The organism is Niastella populi, from assembly GCF_002078015.1.
In the GTDB taxonomy this organism is placed as follows: domain Bacteria; phylum Bacteroidota; class Bacteroidia; order Chitinophagales; family Chitinophagaceae; genus Niastella; species Niastella populi.
In genome coordinates, this window is the sequence record NZ_LWBP01000199.1 from 339,983 (window position 1) to 358,055 (window position 18,073).

General features: G+C 46.1%; 11 protein-coding genes. 4 read left to right on the plus strand and 7 right to left on the minus strand.

Annotation, left to right across the window (positions count from 1 at the left end):
- Positions 1–120: 120 nt before the first annotated feature.
- The 3 genes from A4R26_RS22930 (at position 121) to A4R26_RS22940 (ending at position 6,570) form a co-directional block, all read left to right on the plus strand.
- Entirely contained in the window at positions 121–1,368 is a 1,248-nt protein-coding gene (locus A4R26_RS22930) for a FecR family protein (protein WP_081168860.1), read from the plus strand.
- Positions 1,369–1,892: 524 nt separating this feature from the next.
- Entirely contained in the window at positions 1,893–5,135 is a 3,243-nt protein-coding gene (locus tag A4R26_RS22935) for a SusC/RagA family TonB-linked outer membrane protein (protein ID WP_081168861.1), read from the plus strand.
- A gap of 10 nt (positions 5,136–5,145) precedes the next feature.
- Complete coding sequence (locus tag A4R26_RS22940; protein ID WP_081168862.1) at positions 5,146–6,570, plus strand: RagB/SusD family nutrient uptake outer membrane protein; 1,425 nt, start codon at positions 5,146–5,148, stop codon at positions 6,568–6,570.
- Positions 6,571–6,581: 11 nt separating this feature from the next.
- Here A4R26_RS22940 and A4R26_RS22945 read toward each other — a convergent pair whose 3' ends face one another.
- Positions 6,582–6,899 carry a hypothetical protein gene (locus tag A4R26_RS22945; RefSeq protein WP_133054759.1) on the minus strand — a complete coding sequence of 106 codons (318 nt, stop codon included), beginning with the start codon at positions 6,897–6,899 and terminating at the stop codon, positions 6,582–6,584.
- A gap of 531 nt (positions 6,900–7,430) precedes the next feature.
- Between A4R26_RS22945 and A4R26_RS22950 the strand changes: the two genes are divergently transcribed.
- Positions 7,431–8,114, plus strand: coding sequence for an alpha/beta fold hydrolase (locus tag A4R26_RS22950; protein WP_081168864.1), 684 nt, complete (start codon positions 7,431–7,433; stop codon positions 8,112–8,114).
- Positions 8,115–8,259: 145 nt separating this feature from the next.
- On the opposite strand, the gene A4R26_RS22955 is transcribed toward A4R26_RS22950, so the two are convergent.
- The 6 genes from A4R26_RS22955 to A4R26_RS22980 all read right to left on the minus strand — a co-directional run bounded on the left by A4R26_RS22955 (position 8,260) and on the right by A4R26_RS22980 (position 17,291).
- Complete coding sequence (locus tag A4R26_RS22955) at positions 8,260–9,735, minus strand: hybrid sensor histidine kinase/response regulator (protein WP_081168865.1); 1,476 nt, start codon at positions 9,733–9,735, stop codon at positions 8,260–8,262.
- A gap of 3 nt (positions 9,736–9,738) precedes the next feature.
- The gene (locus tag A4R26_RS22960) at positions 9,739–10,194 is read right to left on the minus strand and encodes a response regulator (protein WP_081168866.1); all 456 of its coding nucleotides are present in this window, start codon (positions 10,192–10,194) and stop codon (positions 9,739–9,741) included.
- Positions 10,191–11,690: an ATP-binding protein gene (locus A4R26_RS22965; RefSeq protein ID WP_081168867.1), complete on the minus strand. Its 1,500-nt coding sequence runs from the start codon at positions 11,688–11,690 to the stop codon at positions 10,191–10,193. The genes A4R26_RS22960 and A4R26_RS22965 overlap by 4 nt, the downstream gene beginning before the upstream one ends.
- A 5-nt stretch (positions 11,691–11,695) precedes the next feature.
- Positions 11,696–12,274, minus strand: a complete 579-nt coding sequence (locus tag A4R26_RS22970; protein ID WP_081168868.1) for a chemotaxis protein CheB — start codon at positions 12,272–12,274, stop codon at positions 11,696–11,698.
- A 16-nt stretch (positions 12,275–12,290) separates the two neighbouring features.
- Complete coding sequence (locus tag A4R26_RS22975) at positions 12,291–13,103, minus strand: CheR family methyltransferase (protein WP_107685885.1); 813 nt, start codon at positions 13,101–13,103, stop codon at positions 12,291–12,293.
- 144 nt (positions 13,104–13,247) lie between these two features.
- Positions 13,248–17,291, minus strand: coding sequence for a response regulator (locus A4R26_RS22980; RefSeq protein ID WP_081168870.1), 4,044 nt, complete (start codon positions 17,289–17,291; stop codon positions 13,248–13,250).
- Between the last annotated feature and the right edge of the window lie 782 nt (positions 17,292–18,073).

Here is an 18,073-nt window from a genome sequence, read left to right on the forward strand (position 1 = left end):
TTTCTTAATGTTTGGTTTGCAACTGGTGTTCTACTATTATAGGAGATTACACGTTGATTTTAGGGGGCCCTTTAAAATGTAATTAAACCTTATTACCAAACACCTTACAAATCGATCACAATGAAATCACTATCTCGCAATGTAGCCCGGTTGGCATTGGGTAAAACCGATGATGAGCCTTTGAGCAGCGACGAGCAGGAAGTTTGTGAGGAGTGGACTTCAGGCAAAGCATTGGAAATTATGAAGGTTGACATAAGCGACCCCCGACTTTTGGAATACGCTGGCCTCTTTGACAGGTTGGAGAACAAAAAACAAGCAGTTTGGGAAAGCATTGTTGCCGCCCATTCGCTTACGGTTCCGGCCCAACAGGAAGCGCCCGTAGTTCAAATGCAGACAGGCACCCGCCGCAAACGCACCTGGATGGTTGCCGCTATATTAACAGGTAGTATCATTGGCGCAATCGCCCTTTACCAGATAATCAATAATAACAACAACCAACCTGTTCCAGCCGGCACCACACCTGCCGTAGCAGAAAAAACCATTATACCTGGCAGTCCTAAAGCTGTGCTTATCCTTGCAGACAAAACGGAAATCGATCTCGACACCGCACGTCCCGGTATCATTGCTTACCAGGACCAGATGGAGATCAGTAAACAGGCTGACAACCAGATCGTTTACAAAGTAGCCGCTAACCAAAAACCAGCCAGTGCGGCGCCAGACAATATGTTGAGAACGCCTTATGGCGGCGAATACAAGGTGACCCTGGCCGATGGCTCTAAGGTATGGTTGAACGCCGGTTCATCGCTGAAATACCCAACCGCTTTTAACGGGAACAACCGTACGGTTGAAATAAAAGGGGAAGGTTATTTCGAAGTGGCCGAAAATAAAGCAAAACCTTTCCGTGTGCTTACCACCGATGGCGCTGAGGTAAAAGTACTGGGCACCAGATTCAACGTAAAGGCGTATGAAGGGGAAAAAGAAGTGACCACCACCCTGGTAAGCGGCGCTGTAGCTATACAGTATGGCACAGTACAAAAGAACATAAAACCAAACCAGCAGGCTATTGTAAGCAGCGAAGGCATTACGGTTAAGAACCGAAGCAAAGATGAAATTACCCAGGCGCTGGCATGGAAGAACGGCCAGATCAATTTTGAAGGCGAAACGGCGCAATCGATCCTGAAGCAACTGGAACGCTGGTATGTAGTCAATACCAGGGTTGAAACGAATACCCCTGAAACCACATTGACAGGTAATGTTGAAAGAACAGCTTCATTGTCCGACGTATTGAAATTGCTGAACACGACAAATGAAAGCGTATTGTTTACGCTGGAAGGCCGCACGGTGGTAGCAAAAGCAAAAAATAATTAACCTTAAATATAAAATAACCAGTATAAAAAAAGATCTTATTGTCCAGGCTGTACTTCGCAGAGAATACCATTAGGCTCCATTAAACCTCCTTTGATCAAAAAAAGATAGCAGTGTAGTGTAAAAAGCTACACTGCATTTCTCATTACTATACCACTCAGGTCAGAGATTCTCATCCGCGGTAGTTGCTTACGGGCAGCTATAAAGTGATTTGTAAGCCTTATCGCCTGCCAATACCGGGATGTTATCCCGGCATTGGCGGGCATTATTGATTTTATTACTTCACAAAGAAACTAACTACCTGTATGGTCATCTGTACTTTGCCTGCCGATTATTCTCCCGCCCCGAAAAAAGAACTGTTAAAACTCCATCATTTTTATAACTTCATAACCGATATTTAACCAAACCAATATCAGTTACTGTTACACGACGGGAATATTATTGATTATTTATTTCGTATTTCCCTGGCTGTGATTACAGTAACCCTGATTACTTAACGAATATCATTACCGGAAATAATACACCGTATGAAGAAGGTTCTTGGTTATTTGGTTATGGTGTGCTGTTTTAGTGTAGCCAGCGGTCAGGATGATGGTCCGGGAGCCCCGGGCCAGTCCCTGGAAAGGGTTATAAAAATATTGAAACAGAAAGGTGTAACAGTGGTTGTAGATAAACGCAATCTTAAACTGGCTGAACCTGTTCGTGTGCCTATACAACCTTTTAACGACAGCTTATTACCCCGCATATTTGCAGAACAGCCCTATTTAAAATATGAATTCATTGCAAACCGGCTGGCTATTTCAAGGAAAACCAAAGAAGAAATAGAAAGTGCGCGCGCTCATTTTACATTTCGCACCCGTGGACTGGTGCTGAGCGATTCTTCGCACCCCTTACCACTCGCCTCTATTCAGTTGCGGCCCGGCGGCGGCGGCGTTATGACCAGCAGCCAGGGCGAATTCAGTCTTGACTGGAGTATCGGCGACACCATAGAGGTTTCGCATATCAGTTATAAAACCGTCCTCATTCCCTGGCGAAGCAGCCGCAGAACGTTGTTCGTTCACATGGAGCTCGAGCACCCCAATATGGATGTGGCGATAGTAAAAGGTTATTCCACTAAAGAAAAAAGCAATACCGCCGGTGTTGCGCAGGTAAAACTAACCGGCGTTCCTACCGGCGATGTGCTGAAGATCATTCAGGAAAATATTTCCGGTGTTTTTGCGCCGCCCACGAGCGGACTGGCCGGCACCACGCATAAATTCCAGTTCAGGGGCCCTACTTCACTGGGCGCAAACTCTGAACTGAACTACAGGCCTTCCAGCAGTCCGCTCTTCGTGGTGAATGGTATCCCCTGGGCGCCCCTGTTGCGGCCGGTAAACCAGTTAACGACCATGGTGGGCGAACCGCAGGCCCCCGGCATAGCAGCCGTGGGTTTCGATCCTTTCTTTACCATTAACCCGCTCGACATAGAGACGATCACATTGTTGAAAGATGCGGAAGCTACCTCCATGTACGGAGCCCGCGGGGCCAATGGCGTTATTCTCATCACTACTAAAAAAGGGAATTCTAAAGAACCGCAGGTGACGGTATCGGCATCTTACGGCATTGGCCGTTCACTGCCAGGTATGCCGTTGATGAATACCGAACAGTATCTCGAAATGCGGCGGGAAGCATTCACCAACGACAATTCCGCCATCACGGCCGCCAAAGCGCCCGACCTGGTAGTATGGGACCAGAACAGGTACACCGATTTCAACAAACTGTTACTCGGCGGCACCTCTCACAACATGAATCAGCATTTTTCCTTCTCCCAGGGCGATACGTTGTACCAGTTTATGCTGAATGGCGGTTATGGCAGCCAGACAGCCAACCTGCCATCGGACGTATATGGCAAAAGATGGTCGTTGTTATCAGATTTCTACTATCGATCAAAGAACCGGAAATTAAAAACCGGGATAACAGCTTCTTTTGCTGTTGCGGAAAATAAATGGCTCACCGAGAATATCATGAACGCAACACTTCTGGCGCCCAATGCACCGGCGCTAAAAGACAGCGAAGGCAATTTAATATGGGAAGAAAATGATGCTCATTTCAGGAACCCGTTAAGTTTTTTCAAACTGAAGGATAATATACAAACAGGCAACACATCGATACATGCCTACGTACAGTATAAAATAATGCGCAAATGGCGGCTGGAGTCTTCGGTAGGTTACCAGGAGATAAGGGTTCATGAGAGAAGCAAAAAGCCAATGAGCGCGTTCGATCCTGACCTGAATCCTAGGGGCACATATAGTGAAGCAAAAAACAGGTTCACTACCTGGATCGTTGAGCCCTCGTTGCACTATACCGACTCCCTGTTTAAAAGAATACGGGTTGAAGGTGTAATAGGCGCTTCCTGGTCGGCGCAGTTGAACGATTGGTGGAACCGGAATGATACCGGTTACACCAACGATCAGTTGCTGGGCATTCCTTCTGCTGCAAACGGCTTCACATATAAGGCAGACAAATCGAAGTACCTTTTCCTTTCCACTTTTGGCCGGGTTAAGTTCAATTTGAAAAACAAATACTTTTTAAGCTTAACCGTTCGGCGTGATGGCTCATCCCGTTTTGGCCCCGAAAACCGGTATGCAAATTTTGGCGCTATAGGTGCCGGTTATATTTTCTGGGAAAAAGAAAACGAGAAAGGAGCTAACAGTTATGCCAAATTACGCGCCAGTTACGGCACCACCGGTAACGACCAGATCGGCGATTATGCCTACCTGAACACATGGAATAAGGCCGCACAATTATACCAGGGTATAACCGGCATTTTTCCTACCGGCCTGGCAAACCCTTATTACCAATGGGAAGTTACCCGCAAACTGGAGGCTGGAATTGAATTTCGCATAAACGACATTTTTAACGCAACCGTAACCGGCTATCGTAATCGCAGCAAGAACCAACTCATTAATTACATATTGCCAGGTCAGGCAGGCTTTGGCAGTATTGTTCAGAACTTCCCGGCTATTATTCAAAACACCGGCGTTGAAGTAGATGCCTCATTCAAAAAAACATGGGGCAAATTTATCTGGAGCAGCAAACTGACCCTGGCCATTCCTCAAAACAAACTGGTGCGATTTGATGACCTTGAAAATTCAGATTATGCAAACAAGCTAATGATCGGTAAACCGCTAAATATTCTGATAGCACAACATTATACTGGCGTTGATTCAGCCACCGGATTATTTACTATTGCAGATGCCGACGAGAAAAAGGCAATCAATTATGACCCGGTATTTTTTGGAGGAATTCGAAATATATTTTACTTCAGGCAATTTTACCTGGATACTTATTTTGAATTCAGAAAACAAAACGCACCACATCCGTTTACCTATTTATATAGGTCATATTTTCCCGGCACAACAAATCTCGACTTTTACAGCAATCAGCCAGCTGAACTAAATAACAGATGGCGTCAACGGGGCGATGCGGCTACCTGGCAAAAGGTAAGTACTTTAACCAGCGGCACGGTAAAAAATGCTATCACTAATTGGACGAATTCTGATGCTCAGGTTGTAGATGCATCGTATATACGATCGAAGAATATACAGGTGGGGTACACTTTTTCCGATAAATTTTGTAAGAAAAGACATATAAAAAGAACGAATGTTTATATAAGCGCCGAGAACCTGTTCACCATAACGCCCTTTAAAGGCGCCGACCCGGAATTACAGTCACCATTTAGTTTGCCTTTGCAAAGAACGGTGACCATCGGCTTACAAGTAACATTATAAACTGTAACGTATGCATCTGTTCAGGATAATAAACAAATGGGTTGTTGCAGCACCTTTGGTTATCGGGTTGCCCCTGATCATCAGCTGTAATAAACTACTCGATGCGGGTTCACCTGCCAACCAGGTGATCACTCCGCAGGTTTATACCAGCGATTCGCTGGCCCGGGCCGCATTGATTGGGGTATACTATAAAATGATGTATAGTTTTGGACCATTCAATGGACAAATAAGCCGTTACTGCGGCTTAGCCGCCGACGAATTAAACCGAACCACATCGTTAGAAACAGATCAGCCATTTCTGACAAACACCCTCACGCCAGATAACAAAACAATATGGTTCATTTGGACTAATACATATTCTTACATCTATCAATGTAATGATATCATAGAGGGGCTTACCGGTGCCAATACTATCACCCCCACCCTGCGCAATCAATTATTAGGGGAAGCATATTTCTTACGGGCGCTTTCCTATTTTTACCTGGTTAACCTGTTTGGCGATGTACCACTGGCCCTCGGCACCGATTATACAAAGAACACCTCCATACCCCGGACTGCTGCCACTACAGTTTATGACCGGATGGTTGAAGATCTGGTCAGCGCCAAAAACTTATTGACAGATAAATTGCCCGACCTCCCTGCAGACCGGGTACGGGCAAACAGGCTGGCGGCACAGGCCTTACTTGCGAGAATTTATTTATTCCGCGGACAATGGGCAAACGCTGCCGCAGAAGCAACCGCGGTTATCGAATCAAGAGTTTTCCAGCTTGAAACCGACCTGGCGCAAACCTTCCGTTACAACAGCAGGGAAGCCATTCTTCAGTTTATGACCATTATGGAGGCATACAATACGGCTGAAGGCGGTATGTTCGTTCCATTGAACCCCAATGGCAGACCTGCTTTTATTCTCAGCGACACACTGATGAAGAAAATTGAACCGGGCGATGCGCGCCGTTTATGGATCAGGACGGTGACCGTCGGCGGAAACCAATACAACTCACCCTATAAATATAAATTGAACACCAGTGTTCCGCGGGAGGAATACAACATAGTGCTGCGCCTGGCAGAACTATATTGTATTCGCGCGGAGGCGCTGACGATGCTCGATCAATTGACTGATGCGCTCAGCGACCTGAATAAGATCAGGAAAAGAGCGGGGTTGCCAGACCTGACCACTATCACTACACAAAGCCAGGCGCTTGCTGCCATTGAACAGGAGCGGCGCGTGGAATTCTTTGCAGAATGGGGTCATCGCTGGTTCGATCTTAAACGTTTACCGGCTCACACTGCTACTCACCCTGGCGAAAAAAGGATCGATGAGGTAATGAGCTACTGCCGGCCACTGACCTGGACACCTGCAGCAGCTTTATGGCCCGTTCCCAGGGATGAGATAATCCGTAACCCGGCTTTGACCCAAAACGACGGTTACAACTAACGCTTACCATGTTAATATAAATCACTGTATATCGTTGCAAAATAAAGCGGTGCACTGAAGCCAAACTCAAATTCATTCAATCCTACATATGGAATATGTGAAAATGAATAACCGGGATATGAACTTCGTAACCTTGCCATTTCATCCCAAATGCTGCAATAAGATCCGGCCGGGTCGGTGAGGTCAATGTCGGTAAACCAGAGATAGTAGTTAGAAAGTGCATACGACTGATCAAAGGGTTGAACGAACGCAGTAGTTTTTGCAGTAAAGTTCGCATTGGCAATAGTAAACGTACATGCGAAAACGAAAAGTGCGATCATCTTTTTCATAACTGACTCGGTTTTTATGTTGTAAAAAAATAAAAAAGACATAGTTATCCCAAACGGCATTGCATCAACGCAGCATGGACAATTTTGTTTTTTCAACAATCCAATAAAAGGGCAATAGGAACGCCTTTTCAGCCGGCACGAGGGCGAAAGGCTGACACTTACATATGGCAACGCGATTATATTTTACTTCAACAGCAGGGGAATATACATGAGTGAAAGTGTAATATCGCTACAAAAAAACAGGCACATGGTACAAATACGAAGAGGTTAGCGCATCATTTACGTGTAGCAGATAAACACATATTCACAGTCAGACAGAATCCCCCTATTATATTAAACAACGCACTAATTGATTTGACAAAAGAAATTTCAAATTAGTGTCTCCACATGAAAAGAACCTGTTACATAAAACATGCTGACTGATAATTTCTAACAATAAGATTGAAATGCATAATCTTCTTTATCATATGTTACTGTAATGTATTTACACTTGTAATTGATTATTTATATTTGAAATTCATAATAACTACCATGCAACACATCATTTTATTACATGGCGCATTAGGCAGTAAGGACCAACTGCAACCGTTGGCAAAAGCATTGACTGATTCATTCCAGGTTCATAGTTTTAATTTCAGCGGTCATGGCGGTCGACCGTTTCCTGATATAGCATTTTCCATACCATTATTTGCAGAAGAGATTTTGGAATACATGAAGGAGACAAATATAGAACAGGCCGATATTTTCGGTTATAGCATGGGGGGATATGCGGCCCTGTACCTGGCAAAACATTATCCGCACAAGATCAATAGACTGGTTACCCTGGCAACCAAGTTCCATTGGGACGACAAAACCGCCGCCCGTGAAGTGAAAATGCTCGATGCGAAAACCATTCAGGAGAAAGTGCCGGCTTTTGCCGCCCAGTTGCAACAACGGCATGCACCCAACGACTGGCTGGTTCTGCTCGACAAAACCAGGGAGCTGCTTACCGGTCTGGGACAAAAAAACGCATTACAGCCAGATGATTACACTTACATAACAACCCCCTCATTGATATTACTCGGCGACCGCGATAAAATGGTTACCCTTGAAGAAACAACGGCGGTTTACAAACAATTGCCCAACGCCCAATTCGGCGTTCTGCCCGGAACGCCCCACGCCTTTGAACAGGTGAATGTGTCGCTTTTGGCGGAAATGATAACAAGGTTTAAGTAAAATGTGCCCCCCTTAAATGTGCCACACCTCAAAGGTGTGGCACATTTTAATCGGGCAACCTGACAAAAAAACCATTTGCCCGTCACCGAACAAATGGTTCATATTAATTTAAACCTAAAATCCATAAATCCCAAAATCGGAAACCCTACGCCACCTCCTTACTCATCTTCGGCACATGCACCTTTATAGTACATCCATGCCCCTTGGAAGAGATCACTTCCAGTTTGCCGTCGAAGAGCTCTATGCGACTGAGGATATTGCTCAGTCCCACTCCTTTCCGGCGCTCCCGGGGATCAAAACCTTTACCATCGTCCTCGATGTTCAGGTCAATAAAATCGTTCTTTTCAATTAATTCGATCTTCACATTGTGCGCCTGCGCATGTTTTATGATATTATTGAACTGTTCCTGTACAATACGGTAGAGGGCCAGCTGTTGTTGCGGACTGATATTCCTTAGCTGTTCCCTTTCGTAACTGAAATTGATAGCGAAGGGGTTTACCAGGCGAATGTTCTCAATAAGGTCCTGCACCGAATCTATGAGGCCGTTCTTGTCCATCACCGGCGGCACCAGCGATTTCGAGATCTTCCTGATCTCATTGATGGCCAGCTGCAGGTTGTTGATGCTGCGTTCCAGCAGTTCATCGCGCATATCTTCTTCCTGCATCGAAGCCTCGATATAGGCCTTTGTAACCGCCAGTATCTGGTTGATGTTGTCATGCAGCTCCCGCCCTATCTCCAGCCTTTCGCGCTCCTGGCTTTCGATGGAAGCCCGTACCAGTTTGCGCTGGTGCTCTTCACGCTCCCTGGCTATCTGGGCTGAATATCTGGCCAGCTGCGTTTCAACTGTTACTTTCTCCGTTATATCCTGGCAGGTGCCAATATAACTGATCACACCGTCTTTCCGTTTTACCGATCCCCGCCCTTCTATATTTTTTTCAACCCCGTGTTTGCTTACGATACGGAACTGTACCGGGGTAGCCGTTCCCTTTTCCAATGCCTCTTCCTGCGCTTTCATAACGATGTGTTTGTCATCGGTATGTACAAGCTGCATGAAAATCTCAAACGACAAAGGGGCATTGATCTCAAGGTCGAGGATCCGGAATAACTCTTCCGAACAGGCGATCATTTCGCCCGACTCGCCTATTTCCCAGCTTCCGATCTTCGAGATCTTTTGCGCTTCGGCCAGCTGGCCTTCGCTTTTGCGCAGCTTCTGTTCTGCCTGGATCTTCTCCCGCCGTTCATTGGCTTCTTTAATGGCCCTTTTTATCTTGGGTATCACCGTAAACAGTTTATCCTTTATAGCGTAATCGGTAACCCCGTTCTTGATCAGTTCCACCGCGTTTTCTTCGCCGATGGTGCCTGAAACAATTATGAACGGTACATCCGGACAAATTTCCTGTTTAATATTGAATGCCGATACGCCGTCGAATCCCGGCAACGAGTAGTCACTCAATATAACATCGGGTTTACAATCGAGCAATGCACTCCTGAATTGTTCTTTTGTTTCCACTATGGTTGGAACAAAATCCAGGGCGCCTTTCTTTAATTGGTACAACAACAGCTCGAGGTCGCTGTCGTCATGTTCGAGGATCAGTAGATTAATACCTGGCACAGTTATCATAACTTACGATTGATAGGGTTGATTTAATATTAACCAGTAAAGGCCCATACAACTTACAGCCTTTATATAACTTTCAAATTCTACGGGTTTAACTATGTAACTGTTTACCCCAAGCATATAGCTTTCCATAATATCCTTTTCTTCTTTTGACGAGGTAAGCAGCACAACGGGTATCATTCTGGTACGTTTGTCCGATTTCAGCTTTCTTATCACTTCCAGCCCGTCTACTTTGGGCATTTTAAGGTCAAGGATGATCAGTCTTGGCAGGTCGGCTGCATTACGCCGGGCATACGCACCGGTGCAAAATACATAGTGCAGCAGTTGCTCGCCATCCTTTACATGGATCAGCGAACCGGCCAGCCCTTCTTTTGCAAGGGCGCGAATCGTTAGCTCGGCATCGTCGGCATTGTCTTCACAGAGTACTATGTCTACTTTACCGGGGTTTGCATTTTCAATCATATAGGAGGGTTATTGGTTTTTGGTAATGAGAAGTAAAAAACAGCGCCGTCACCGGGCTTTCCTTCAGCCCACACTTTTCCGCCATGTTTTACGATGATCCGTTGTACAATGGCCAGTCCTACGCCTGTTCCTTCAAATTCATCATTACTATGTAACCGTTGAAATACGCCGAATAACTTATGCGCATACTGCATATCGAACCCGGCGCCATTATCTTTTATATAATACACAATTTCATCGTCTTTTTCTTCAGCGCCTATCTCAACTTCCGGGTTGTCTTTTTTAGCGGAATACTTTACCGCATTGGTGATAAGGTTGATGAACACCTGCGACAGCAATGCCGGATCGCCCTGTGTTCCGGGCAGCGAATGGAGCGTTATTTTCGTTTTTTCCGATGCCGTATGCCGTATGTCTGCGACGATCGGTTCTACCAGTTTTTTAAAATCGATGGCTACACGCGTAATGTCCTTGCGGCCCATACGCGAGAACTCGAGAAGGTCGTCAATAAGCGTGCCCATCTTCCGCGCATTGTTCCTGATCACATTCAACATGCGTTTGGCCTCGTCGTTGAAATCCTGCGCATGATCTTCCTGTATCATTTGTGCATAGCCATTAATACTGCGCAGCGGCGCCCGCAGGTCATGCGATACGGAATAGGAGAACGCTTCCAGTTCTTTATTGGTCAACTGCAGTTGGGCAACATTTCTTTCCAGGTTCTTATTCAACTGGTTTATTTCAAAGTCGGCCTTTTTCTGGCGGGTGATGTCACGGCCATTGGCAAACCAGCTTTTGTTCTTATGCACCACGTTCCAGCTGAAATACCGCGGCTCATTGCTTTTGGTATACATCAACGCCTCAAATGAAAATGTGGGCGGGCATTGTTTTGCCAGTTGCTGCACCTTCCACTGACCGTCTTCCGACAAATAAGTGAGCAATGAAGATCCCTTTATTTCCTGCGCGCTATACCCGAGGCGGTCGTACACTGCATCGTTCATTTCTTCTATGTGAAATGTTTTGCTGTTGATGATGCAAATAAGGTCGGCCGAATTGTTGATCAATAACGCATAATTCTCCAGCGCCTGGTTCTTCTCCATCAACTCGCGTTGCTGGCGGTGCAATTGCAGCAACACATTTACCTTGGCCTCGGTGATCTCGGGGTTAAGCGGTTTCGCCAGGTAATCGATAGCCCCTTCTTCAAATCCTTTCAATACGAATTTCTGGTCTTTCAGTTCGGCCGTTACAAAAATGATAGGCGTTTCGCTGGTACGTTTGTTCGATTTCAGGATCTGCGCCACTTCAAACCCATCCATACCCGGCATTTGCACATCGAGTATGATGAGGTCTATTTCCTGGTTCAGCGCAATTTTCAAAGCCTCATTACCGCTGGTAACGCTGATCAAATTACGGCCCGGCTGGTTCAGGATCTGTTCCAGCGCATAAATGTTATTAACCTTATCGTCAACGATCAGAATATTATCTTCAGCCTGTTTTACCATCCTGATTATTTTTTTATAAGCGCCAATAAATACCGGCTTATCTCATCGGGCGTCATAATATGGCGCACATAACCCGTATTGATAGCCGCTTTCGGCATATCGGCATAATCGGCAGTTTCGGGCGACTGTGCAATGGTAACGCCGCCCCGCATACTGATCTTCCTGATACCCGCGGCGCCATCATTGTTTGCGCCGGTTAAAATGATACCCAGCAGCCGTTCTTCGAATACATCCGCCGCCGTTTCGAACAATACATCTATCGACGGACGGCTGAAATTTACCGGCGCGTCAAAACTTAGGGAAAAGGTGCGGTCATTTTCGATCAGCAAATGATAATCGGGCGGTGCAAAATACACGACGCCGTTTTCAATTGCCTCTTTTTCATCGGCCTGTTTTATCCGTACCTTACATTTTTGTTGCAGCACTTCTTCAAGCAGGTTCCGCTCATCCTTTGCGCGGTGCTGCACCACCATTATCGGCAAAGGAAAGGCAGCCGGCAATGGTTGCAAAATTCGGGTCATCGCATACAAACCGCCGGCAGAAGCCCCGATCACAATTGCATGGTACTCATTTTTATCCTCCATGTGACAGTTACCCGTTCTATTTTATTTTCATAAATATTTTTTCTTTTTTATCGATCTCTTCAAAACACTTTTGCTTATCGGCAAACAATAACGACTCCTTATTGCCCAGCCCCAGAAAACCAAAAGGGCATAAACTTTCGTAGAACAGGTCGATCACTTTGTTTTGGAGGCTCTGGTTGAAATAAATGAGCACATTGCGGCAAAGGATCAGTTGAAACTCGTTGAACGATTTATCCATGGCCAGGTTATGTACGGAGAAAACAATATTCTGCCGTAATGATTTATCCCAAAGCACCGAATTGTATTTAGCCTTGTAATAATCGGAAAATGAATTTTTGCCGCCTGCCTTTATGTAATTCTCAGTATAATTTTTCATATTACTGATGGTTGAAAGCCCGTCTTTGGCCTTTTGAAGGGCATCCTGGTTGATGTCGGTGGCATAGATCACCGTTCTCTCCAGCAACCCTTCCTCACGCAGCAAAATGGCCATGCTGTATACTTCTTCGCCGGTACTGCAACCGGCTATCCATACTTTTATGAACGGGTACGTAGCCAGCCGGTTCACCACATTTTTACGCAGGCTTTTGTAAAACTGCGGATCACGGAACATTTCGGTAACGTTTACCGTGATCTCCTGTATAAAATGCTCAAATGCCGCCTCGTCTTTCATCACCAATCTGCCCAGCTCTTTCAAGCCGCCGATCCTGTTCGTTTCCATGAACGAACGTATGCGGCGAATCACCGACGCCTCTGCATATTCCGTAAAATCGTACCCGTATACGAACCGTACCGATTCAAGGAATTGTCTGTATTCTTCATTGGCAATCATTAGTAAAATGCTTGTTACAGGTTTCAGGTACCAGGTTACAGGGAAAATACCCGTAATAAAATCCTATTATACACCCTGCAGCCTGTAACATATAACCTGAAACTGATAGTTTGTTTATTTTTAAAAACTATTTTTCGAAATGGTTTACCCATACAACCATACCCGCATCAGCGACAGCAACTGCTCAATATTCACCGGTTTTGAAATATAATCGCTCATACCGGCTTCGAGGCATTTTTCACGGTCGCCTTTCATCGCTTTTGCCGTTAGCGCAATGATAGGCAGCCTGTCGAACTGCTCCATTTTACGAATGGCCATGGTTGCTTCATAACCATCCATTTCGGGCATCATAACATCCATCAAAACGATCTCTATACCGCTGTGTTTGTTCAGCATCTCGATGGCTACCCTGCCGTTCTCGGCCACATAACACTTCATACCTTCCTCTTCGAGCACATTGGTAAGCGAATAAATATTGCGCATATCGTCATCGACGATCAGTACTTTTTTGCCTTTCAGGACCTCTTCGGCACGATGCAGTTTGCGAATGATCTGTTGCTTTTCCCGGGGCAGCTTCGATTCAACCCGGTGCAGGAACAGCGCCGTTTCATCGAGCAGTCTTTCTTTCGAATTGGATGTTTTCAGAACAACCGTATTGGCCAGCTTTTCGAGTTTCCGCGCTTCTTCCCTGCTCATGTCGCGGCCGGTATATACGATGATGGGAATACGGTTCAGTTCATCGCTCTCTTTTATTTTTTCCATCAGCTCGAAACCGCTCATATCGGGCAGCCCGAGGTCGATGATGATACAATCGAACTTTTCATCCTGCAACATATTATAGGCTTCATGCCCCGTGTAAGCGGCAAAGGATTTTATATCGCCATTGCCGATCAGTTCGCGAATGGCTTTGTTGTGCTGCGGGTTATCTTCCACCACCAGCAGTTTTTTCAGCTTGCGGTTCATGAAATCTTCTATGCGGTCGAATGCGCCCTGCACGGCCTCATGCGTTAACGGTTTCCTGATGAAATCAAATGCGCCCAGTTCAAGCCCTTCCTTGCGCCGGTCGTACCCCGATATGATCTGTACCGGTATATGCCGCAGATCCGGATCGTTCTTCATCAACCGTAATACTTCGGAACCATCCAGCACCGGCAGCTTCATATCGAGTATAATGGCGTCGGGCCGGTAGTACCGCGCCAGGCTAAGCCCTGTATTGCCCTGGTGGGCCATAATGCCCTTGTATCCTTTTTGCCGGGCAATATCAAGCAGGATCCGCGCAAACGATTCATCATCTTCTATGATGAGAATGGTTTTATCCGTTTCCCTGATCTGATAACGGTCATCCTCCGCCTCTTTCTGCGGTGATGGCACATGTTCAGGTATCACAGCTTCCGCCTCTTTTACTATGGGTTTCCTGATCTCGATATTTTTTTCACCGCTGATAACCCCGGCCGCATCAAACTGCAGCGGCAGGTACAGGGTGAACGTACTGCCTTTCCCCTCGGCACTGGCCAAATGAATTTCACCGCCCAGGGCGCCGGCCAGTTCGCGGCTTATCGATAAGCCCAAACCCGTACCGCCGAATTTGCGTTTGGTAGAACCGTCGGCCTGCTGGAACGCTTCAAAAATGATACCCTGCTTGCTTTCGGGGATACCGATACCCGTGTCGGAAACCGAGAACACCGCTACCTGTGGCAGCCGGCGTAATTTTTCATTTCGAATAGATACATCAGGCGTTTGTACATCTATGGTAACTGTAATATTGCCATCGCGGTCGGTGAACTTGAACGCGTTCGACAACAGGTTGCGCAGGATCTGCTCGAGCCGCTGCCGGTCGGTAAAGATGGGTGAAGGAAAATGTTCGTCATTGCAGTTTATCTGAAACCCGATATTCTTGCTGCGCGCTAATTCGGTAAATGTCTGGCTGAGGCCCTGGCAGATCTCATTTACCGGAACCGGCTCGATCTCGATCTCTATTTTACCGGCTTCCACTTTCGACAGGTCGAGTATTTCGTTGATGAGGTTCAACAGGTCGGTACCCGAGTTATGGATATTCGAAGCGAACTCTATATCTTTTTGCGTTAACGTCTGATTTTTGTTTTCAGTAAGCAACTGTGACAATATCAGGATACTGTTCAGCGGCGTGCGCAGTTCGTGGCTCATATTGGCCAGAAATTCCGATTTGTACTTGCTGGTAGCTTCCAGTTCTTTTGCCTTGCTCTCCACTTCTACTTTGGCCAGTTCCAGCTTCTCCTTTTGTTCTTCCAGCAGGTTCGCCTTTTCTTCCAGCTCTTCGTTGGTTTGCTGCAGTTCTTCCTGCTGCGCCCGCAACTCGGCCTCCGACTTTTCAAGCATCACCGTCTTTTCTGATAACTCTTCGTTGGTTTGTTTCAGTTCTTCCTGCTGCGCTTCCAGCTCCTCCGACTGGCGCTGGGTCTCTTCCAGCAATTCTTTCAGCCTGGCCCTTGACTGTGACGAATTAAAAGCTATACCAATACTTTCCGAAACGATCTTCATAAGTTGAAGATCGAGGTCGGTAATTTCCCGTACCGACCCTACTTCAATTATACCTTTCACAGAACCATCATACATGAAAGGGTATATAAGAATATTTTTTGGGGTCGACTGGCCAAGGCCCGAGTTGACTTTTACATAATCTTCGGGAACGTTGGTAAATACGATCGGCTTTTTTTCGAGAGCGGCCTGCCCTACCAGTCCTTCACCCAGTTGAATAATACTGTTATTTATGCTCCGGTGTGAAAATGCATAACTGCTTATCAATTCAAGATGCTCGTTTTCGGCCAGGTAAATGGCGCCCACCTGTGCCTTCAGGTAAGGCGTAAGCATATTGACCACCTGCTGACCCAGTTCACGCACCGGTTTTTCGCCCCGCAAAATATCGTTCAGTTCACTGGCGCCTACCAGCATCCAGGTACGCTCGGCGTTTTCATTCGATAACTTTAGCAGGCTGTCTTTCATATTGGTAAGGGCTTTGCCCAATACGTCGGCTTCACTGCGAATAATGACAGCGGGAGTATAGTCGCCTTTTGCAATCGTTTCGGCCACACCGGTATATTCTTCAGAGGCGGCTATAAGTTTGTTGAAAGCATCAGCCAGATCGCCAATTTCATCTTTGGAGAATATCGGAACGGTTAGTTCTGTTTCACCACGTGTTATGCGTTCGGCAGCCGTTTGTATCACCCGCAGCGGATCAACAATGGAACGGATAACAAGGAATAACAACACCGAAATAAAAACGATCACCAGTACTACGCTGATCACCGCCCAGCTCAACGCTTCACTGATAGCCGCCTGTTTATTCAACGCCAGCTGGCGGGTTTCGAAGGTTGACTGGTTCTCCAGTTTCTTCAACCCGTTCAGGTATTCGGTAACGTTCATTCGCCAGGTGTCTTTAGGCATGGTAGCTACCAAACCAGGATCTTTAAAAACCGAATCGATCAGCTTTTTGGTCAATGCAACAGCCGGGTTGTTAAGCAGGGTATTGAAAGCAGCCAGTTGCGCAGGCGGTGCATTTTTATAATAGCGGTCGATATTGTTTTCGAACTTTCCGCGCAGCCTCGCAAATTCGGCATGTTCCATATTACGAAATCCCTTATCTACCAGTGCAAGATGCAGGTGCATCCTGATCTGGCCTAAATATCCTTTTGCGGTTAACAGGTACAGGTGCGTTTCTATCAGGTTCCTGATCTCGGGGTCACGTACATTACGATAAGTTATATTCGCATCATCCAGTAACATTATGCTCATGATGGCATATCTCCTGGCCAGCGTGTCAGTGTTCAATGTCAATTGATTGATGCCGTTGCGTACATCGGGCAAAATGCCCAGTGAGGAGAGGTCTTTATTCTTTTTTTGTTCTGTCAGCAACTGTTTGAAGGCGGAAATGGCTTTATCGGTTTCAACCCGCTGCATCAGCATTTCGGCTTTTTCATCCTTACCGCCACTGCCGGCATAAGAGATTGAAAAGCCACGTTCTTCCATCAGGTTGTGAATGACATCAGATATGCGTTCAATTTCAAACACATCATTATATACGCGGTGAATATTCCTTTTTTTGGCAAGTTTGTCCATTACATCTACGGCCAGAAAATACACCAGGGCGGCCAGCGGGATGAGGGAGACAAGCAGTAATTTGTTCCTGATCGACAGGTTTCGGATATATTTCATAGCAATAAGCGATTATGCAGTATTACACCCGTAATTACTGCAAGTATATAAATTTGCTACTACAGACCTTTAACCTGTTCAATTTTAAGCCGGTAATTCCTTGCTCTACCAGCCTGGCCCTTTTTCTATCAGGAATCTTAAAAACCGGTTGTATTTTATCAGAAGCTTCAAACGAATTTGTCCTGTAACATGTTGGACTGGTTGAAATTACGAAAATTATATGAACTTAATGAATTATTAATTAACTGATTGGCATCAGTTTAGGCTCAACGCCAACCCTTTAACGCAGCAGGCCGGTCTGCCTTGCATAAAACTTTCCGGTTTTTTGGCTATGCCGATCCGGTTTTTGAAATACCTGGTCAGGTTTTCACTATGCTTACCCGGTTTTTGAAAGGGCTGGCCGGGTATTCGACTTTACCGGTTAGTTTTTGACCTCACCAACTCAAATTCTGACCTTTCCTGCTCATTCTGTCATCGCTTCAATCGGTTTTCTGCCTGCAACCATTTGTTTTTTGACTTCACCAACTCAGTTTAACCCGCCCCTCATCAGGGTGAGGTGAAAAATTGGTCACTGGCTCCCAAGCCCCTGGCGAATAAACCCTTTTCCTCCATCAGTTGCTACATTGTACCGGCCGGTTGCGCCCTTTACCCGGTTGGAGATGGCTTATACTTTTTTGGAAATGTCAAAAACCGGCCCGTTGCTTCAATAAACCGGTTGGGTATCGCCTCAACCCGGTTGAAGAAGGCTTGTCACTGACCGGTAAAGGCTGTTAACTGATTTT

Coding starts and splice junctions, on each gene's coding strand:
- A4R26_RS22980 (WP_081168870.1), bottom strand. CDS start 17,291: ATGAAATATATCCGAAACCTGTCGATCAGGAACAAATTACTGCTTGTC.
- A4R26_RS22930 (WP_081168860.1), top strand. CDS start 121: ATGAAATCACTATCTCGCAATGTAGCCCGGTTGGCATTGGGTAAAACC.
- A4R26_RS22960 (WP_081168866.1), bottom strand. CDS start 10,194: ATGATTGAAAATGCAAACCCCGGTAAAGTAGACATAGTACTCTGTGAA.
- A4R26_RS22975 (WP_107685885.1), bottom strand. CDS start 13,103: ATGATTGCCAATGAAGAATACAGACAATTCCTTGAATCGGTACGGTTC.
- A4R26_RS22950 (WP_081168864.1), top strand. CDS start 7,431: ATGCAACACATCATTTTATTACATGGCGCATTAGGCAGTAAGGACCAA.
- A4R26_RS22970 (WP_081168868.1), bottom strand. CDS start 12,274: ATGGAGGATAAAAATGAGTACCATGCAATTGTGATCGGGGCTTCTGCC.
- A4R26_RS22940 (WP_081168862.1), top strand. CDS start 5,146: ATGCATCTGTTCAGGATAATAAACAAATGGGTTGTTGCAGCACCTTTG.
- A4R26_RS22945 (WP_133054759.1), bottom strand. CDS start 6,899: ATGAAAAAGATGATCGCACTTTTCGTTTTCGCATGTACGTTTACTATT.
- A4R26_RS22965 (WP_081168867.1), bottom strand. CDS start 11,690: ATGGTAAAACAGGCTGAAGATAATATTCTGATCGTTGACGATAAGGTT.
- A4R26_RS22935 (WP_081168861.1), top strand. CDS start 1,893: ATGAAGAAGGTTCTTGGTTATTTGGTTATGGTGTGCTGTTTTAGTGTA.
- A4R26_RS22955 (WP_081168865.1), bottom strand. CDS start 9,735: ATGATAACTGTGCCAGGTATTAATCTACTGATCCTCGAACATGACGAC.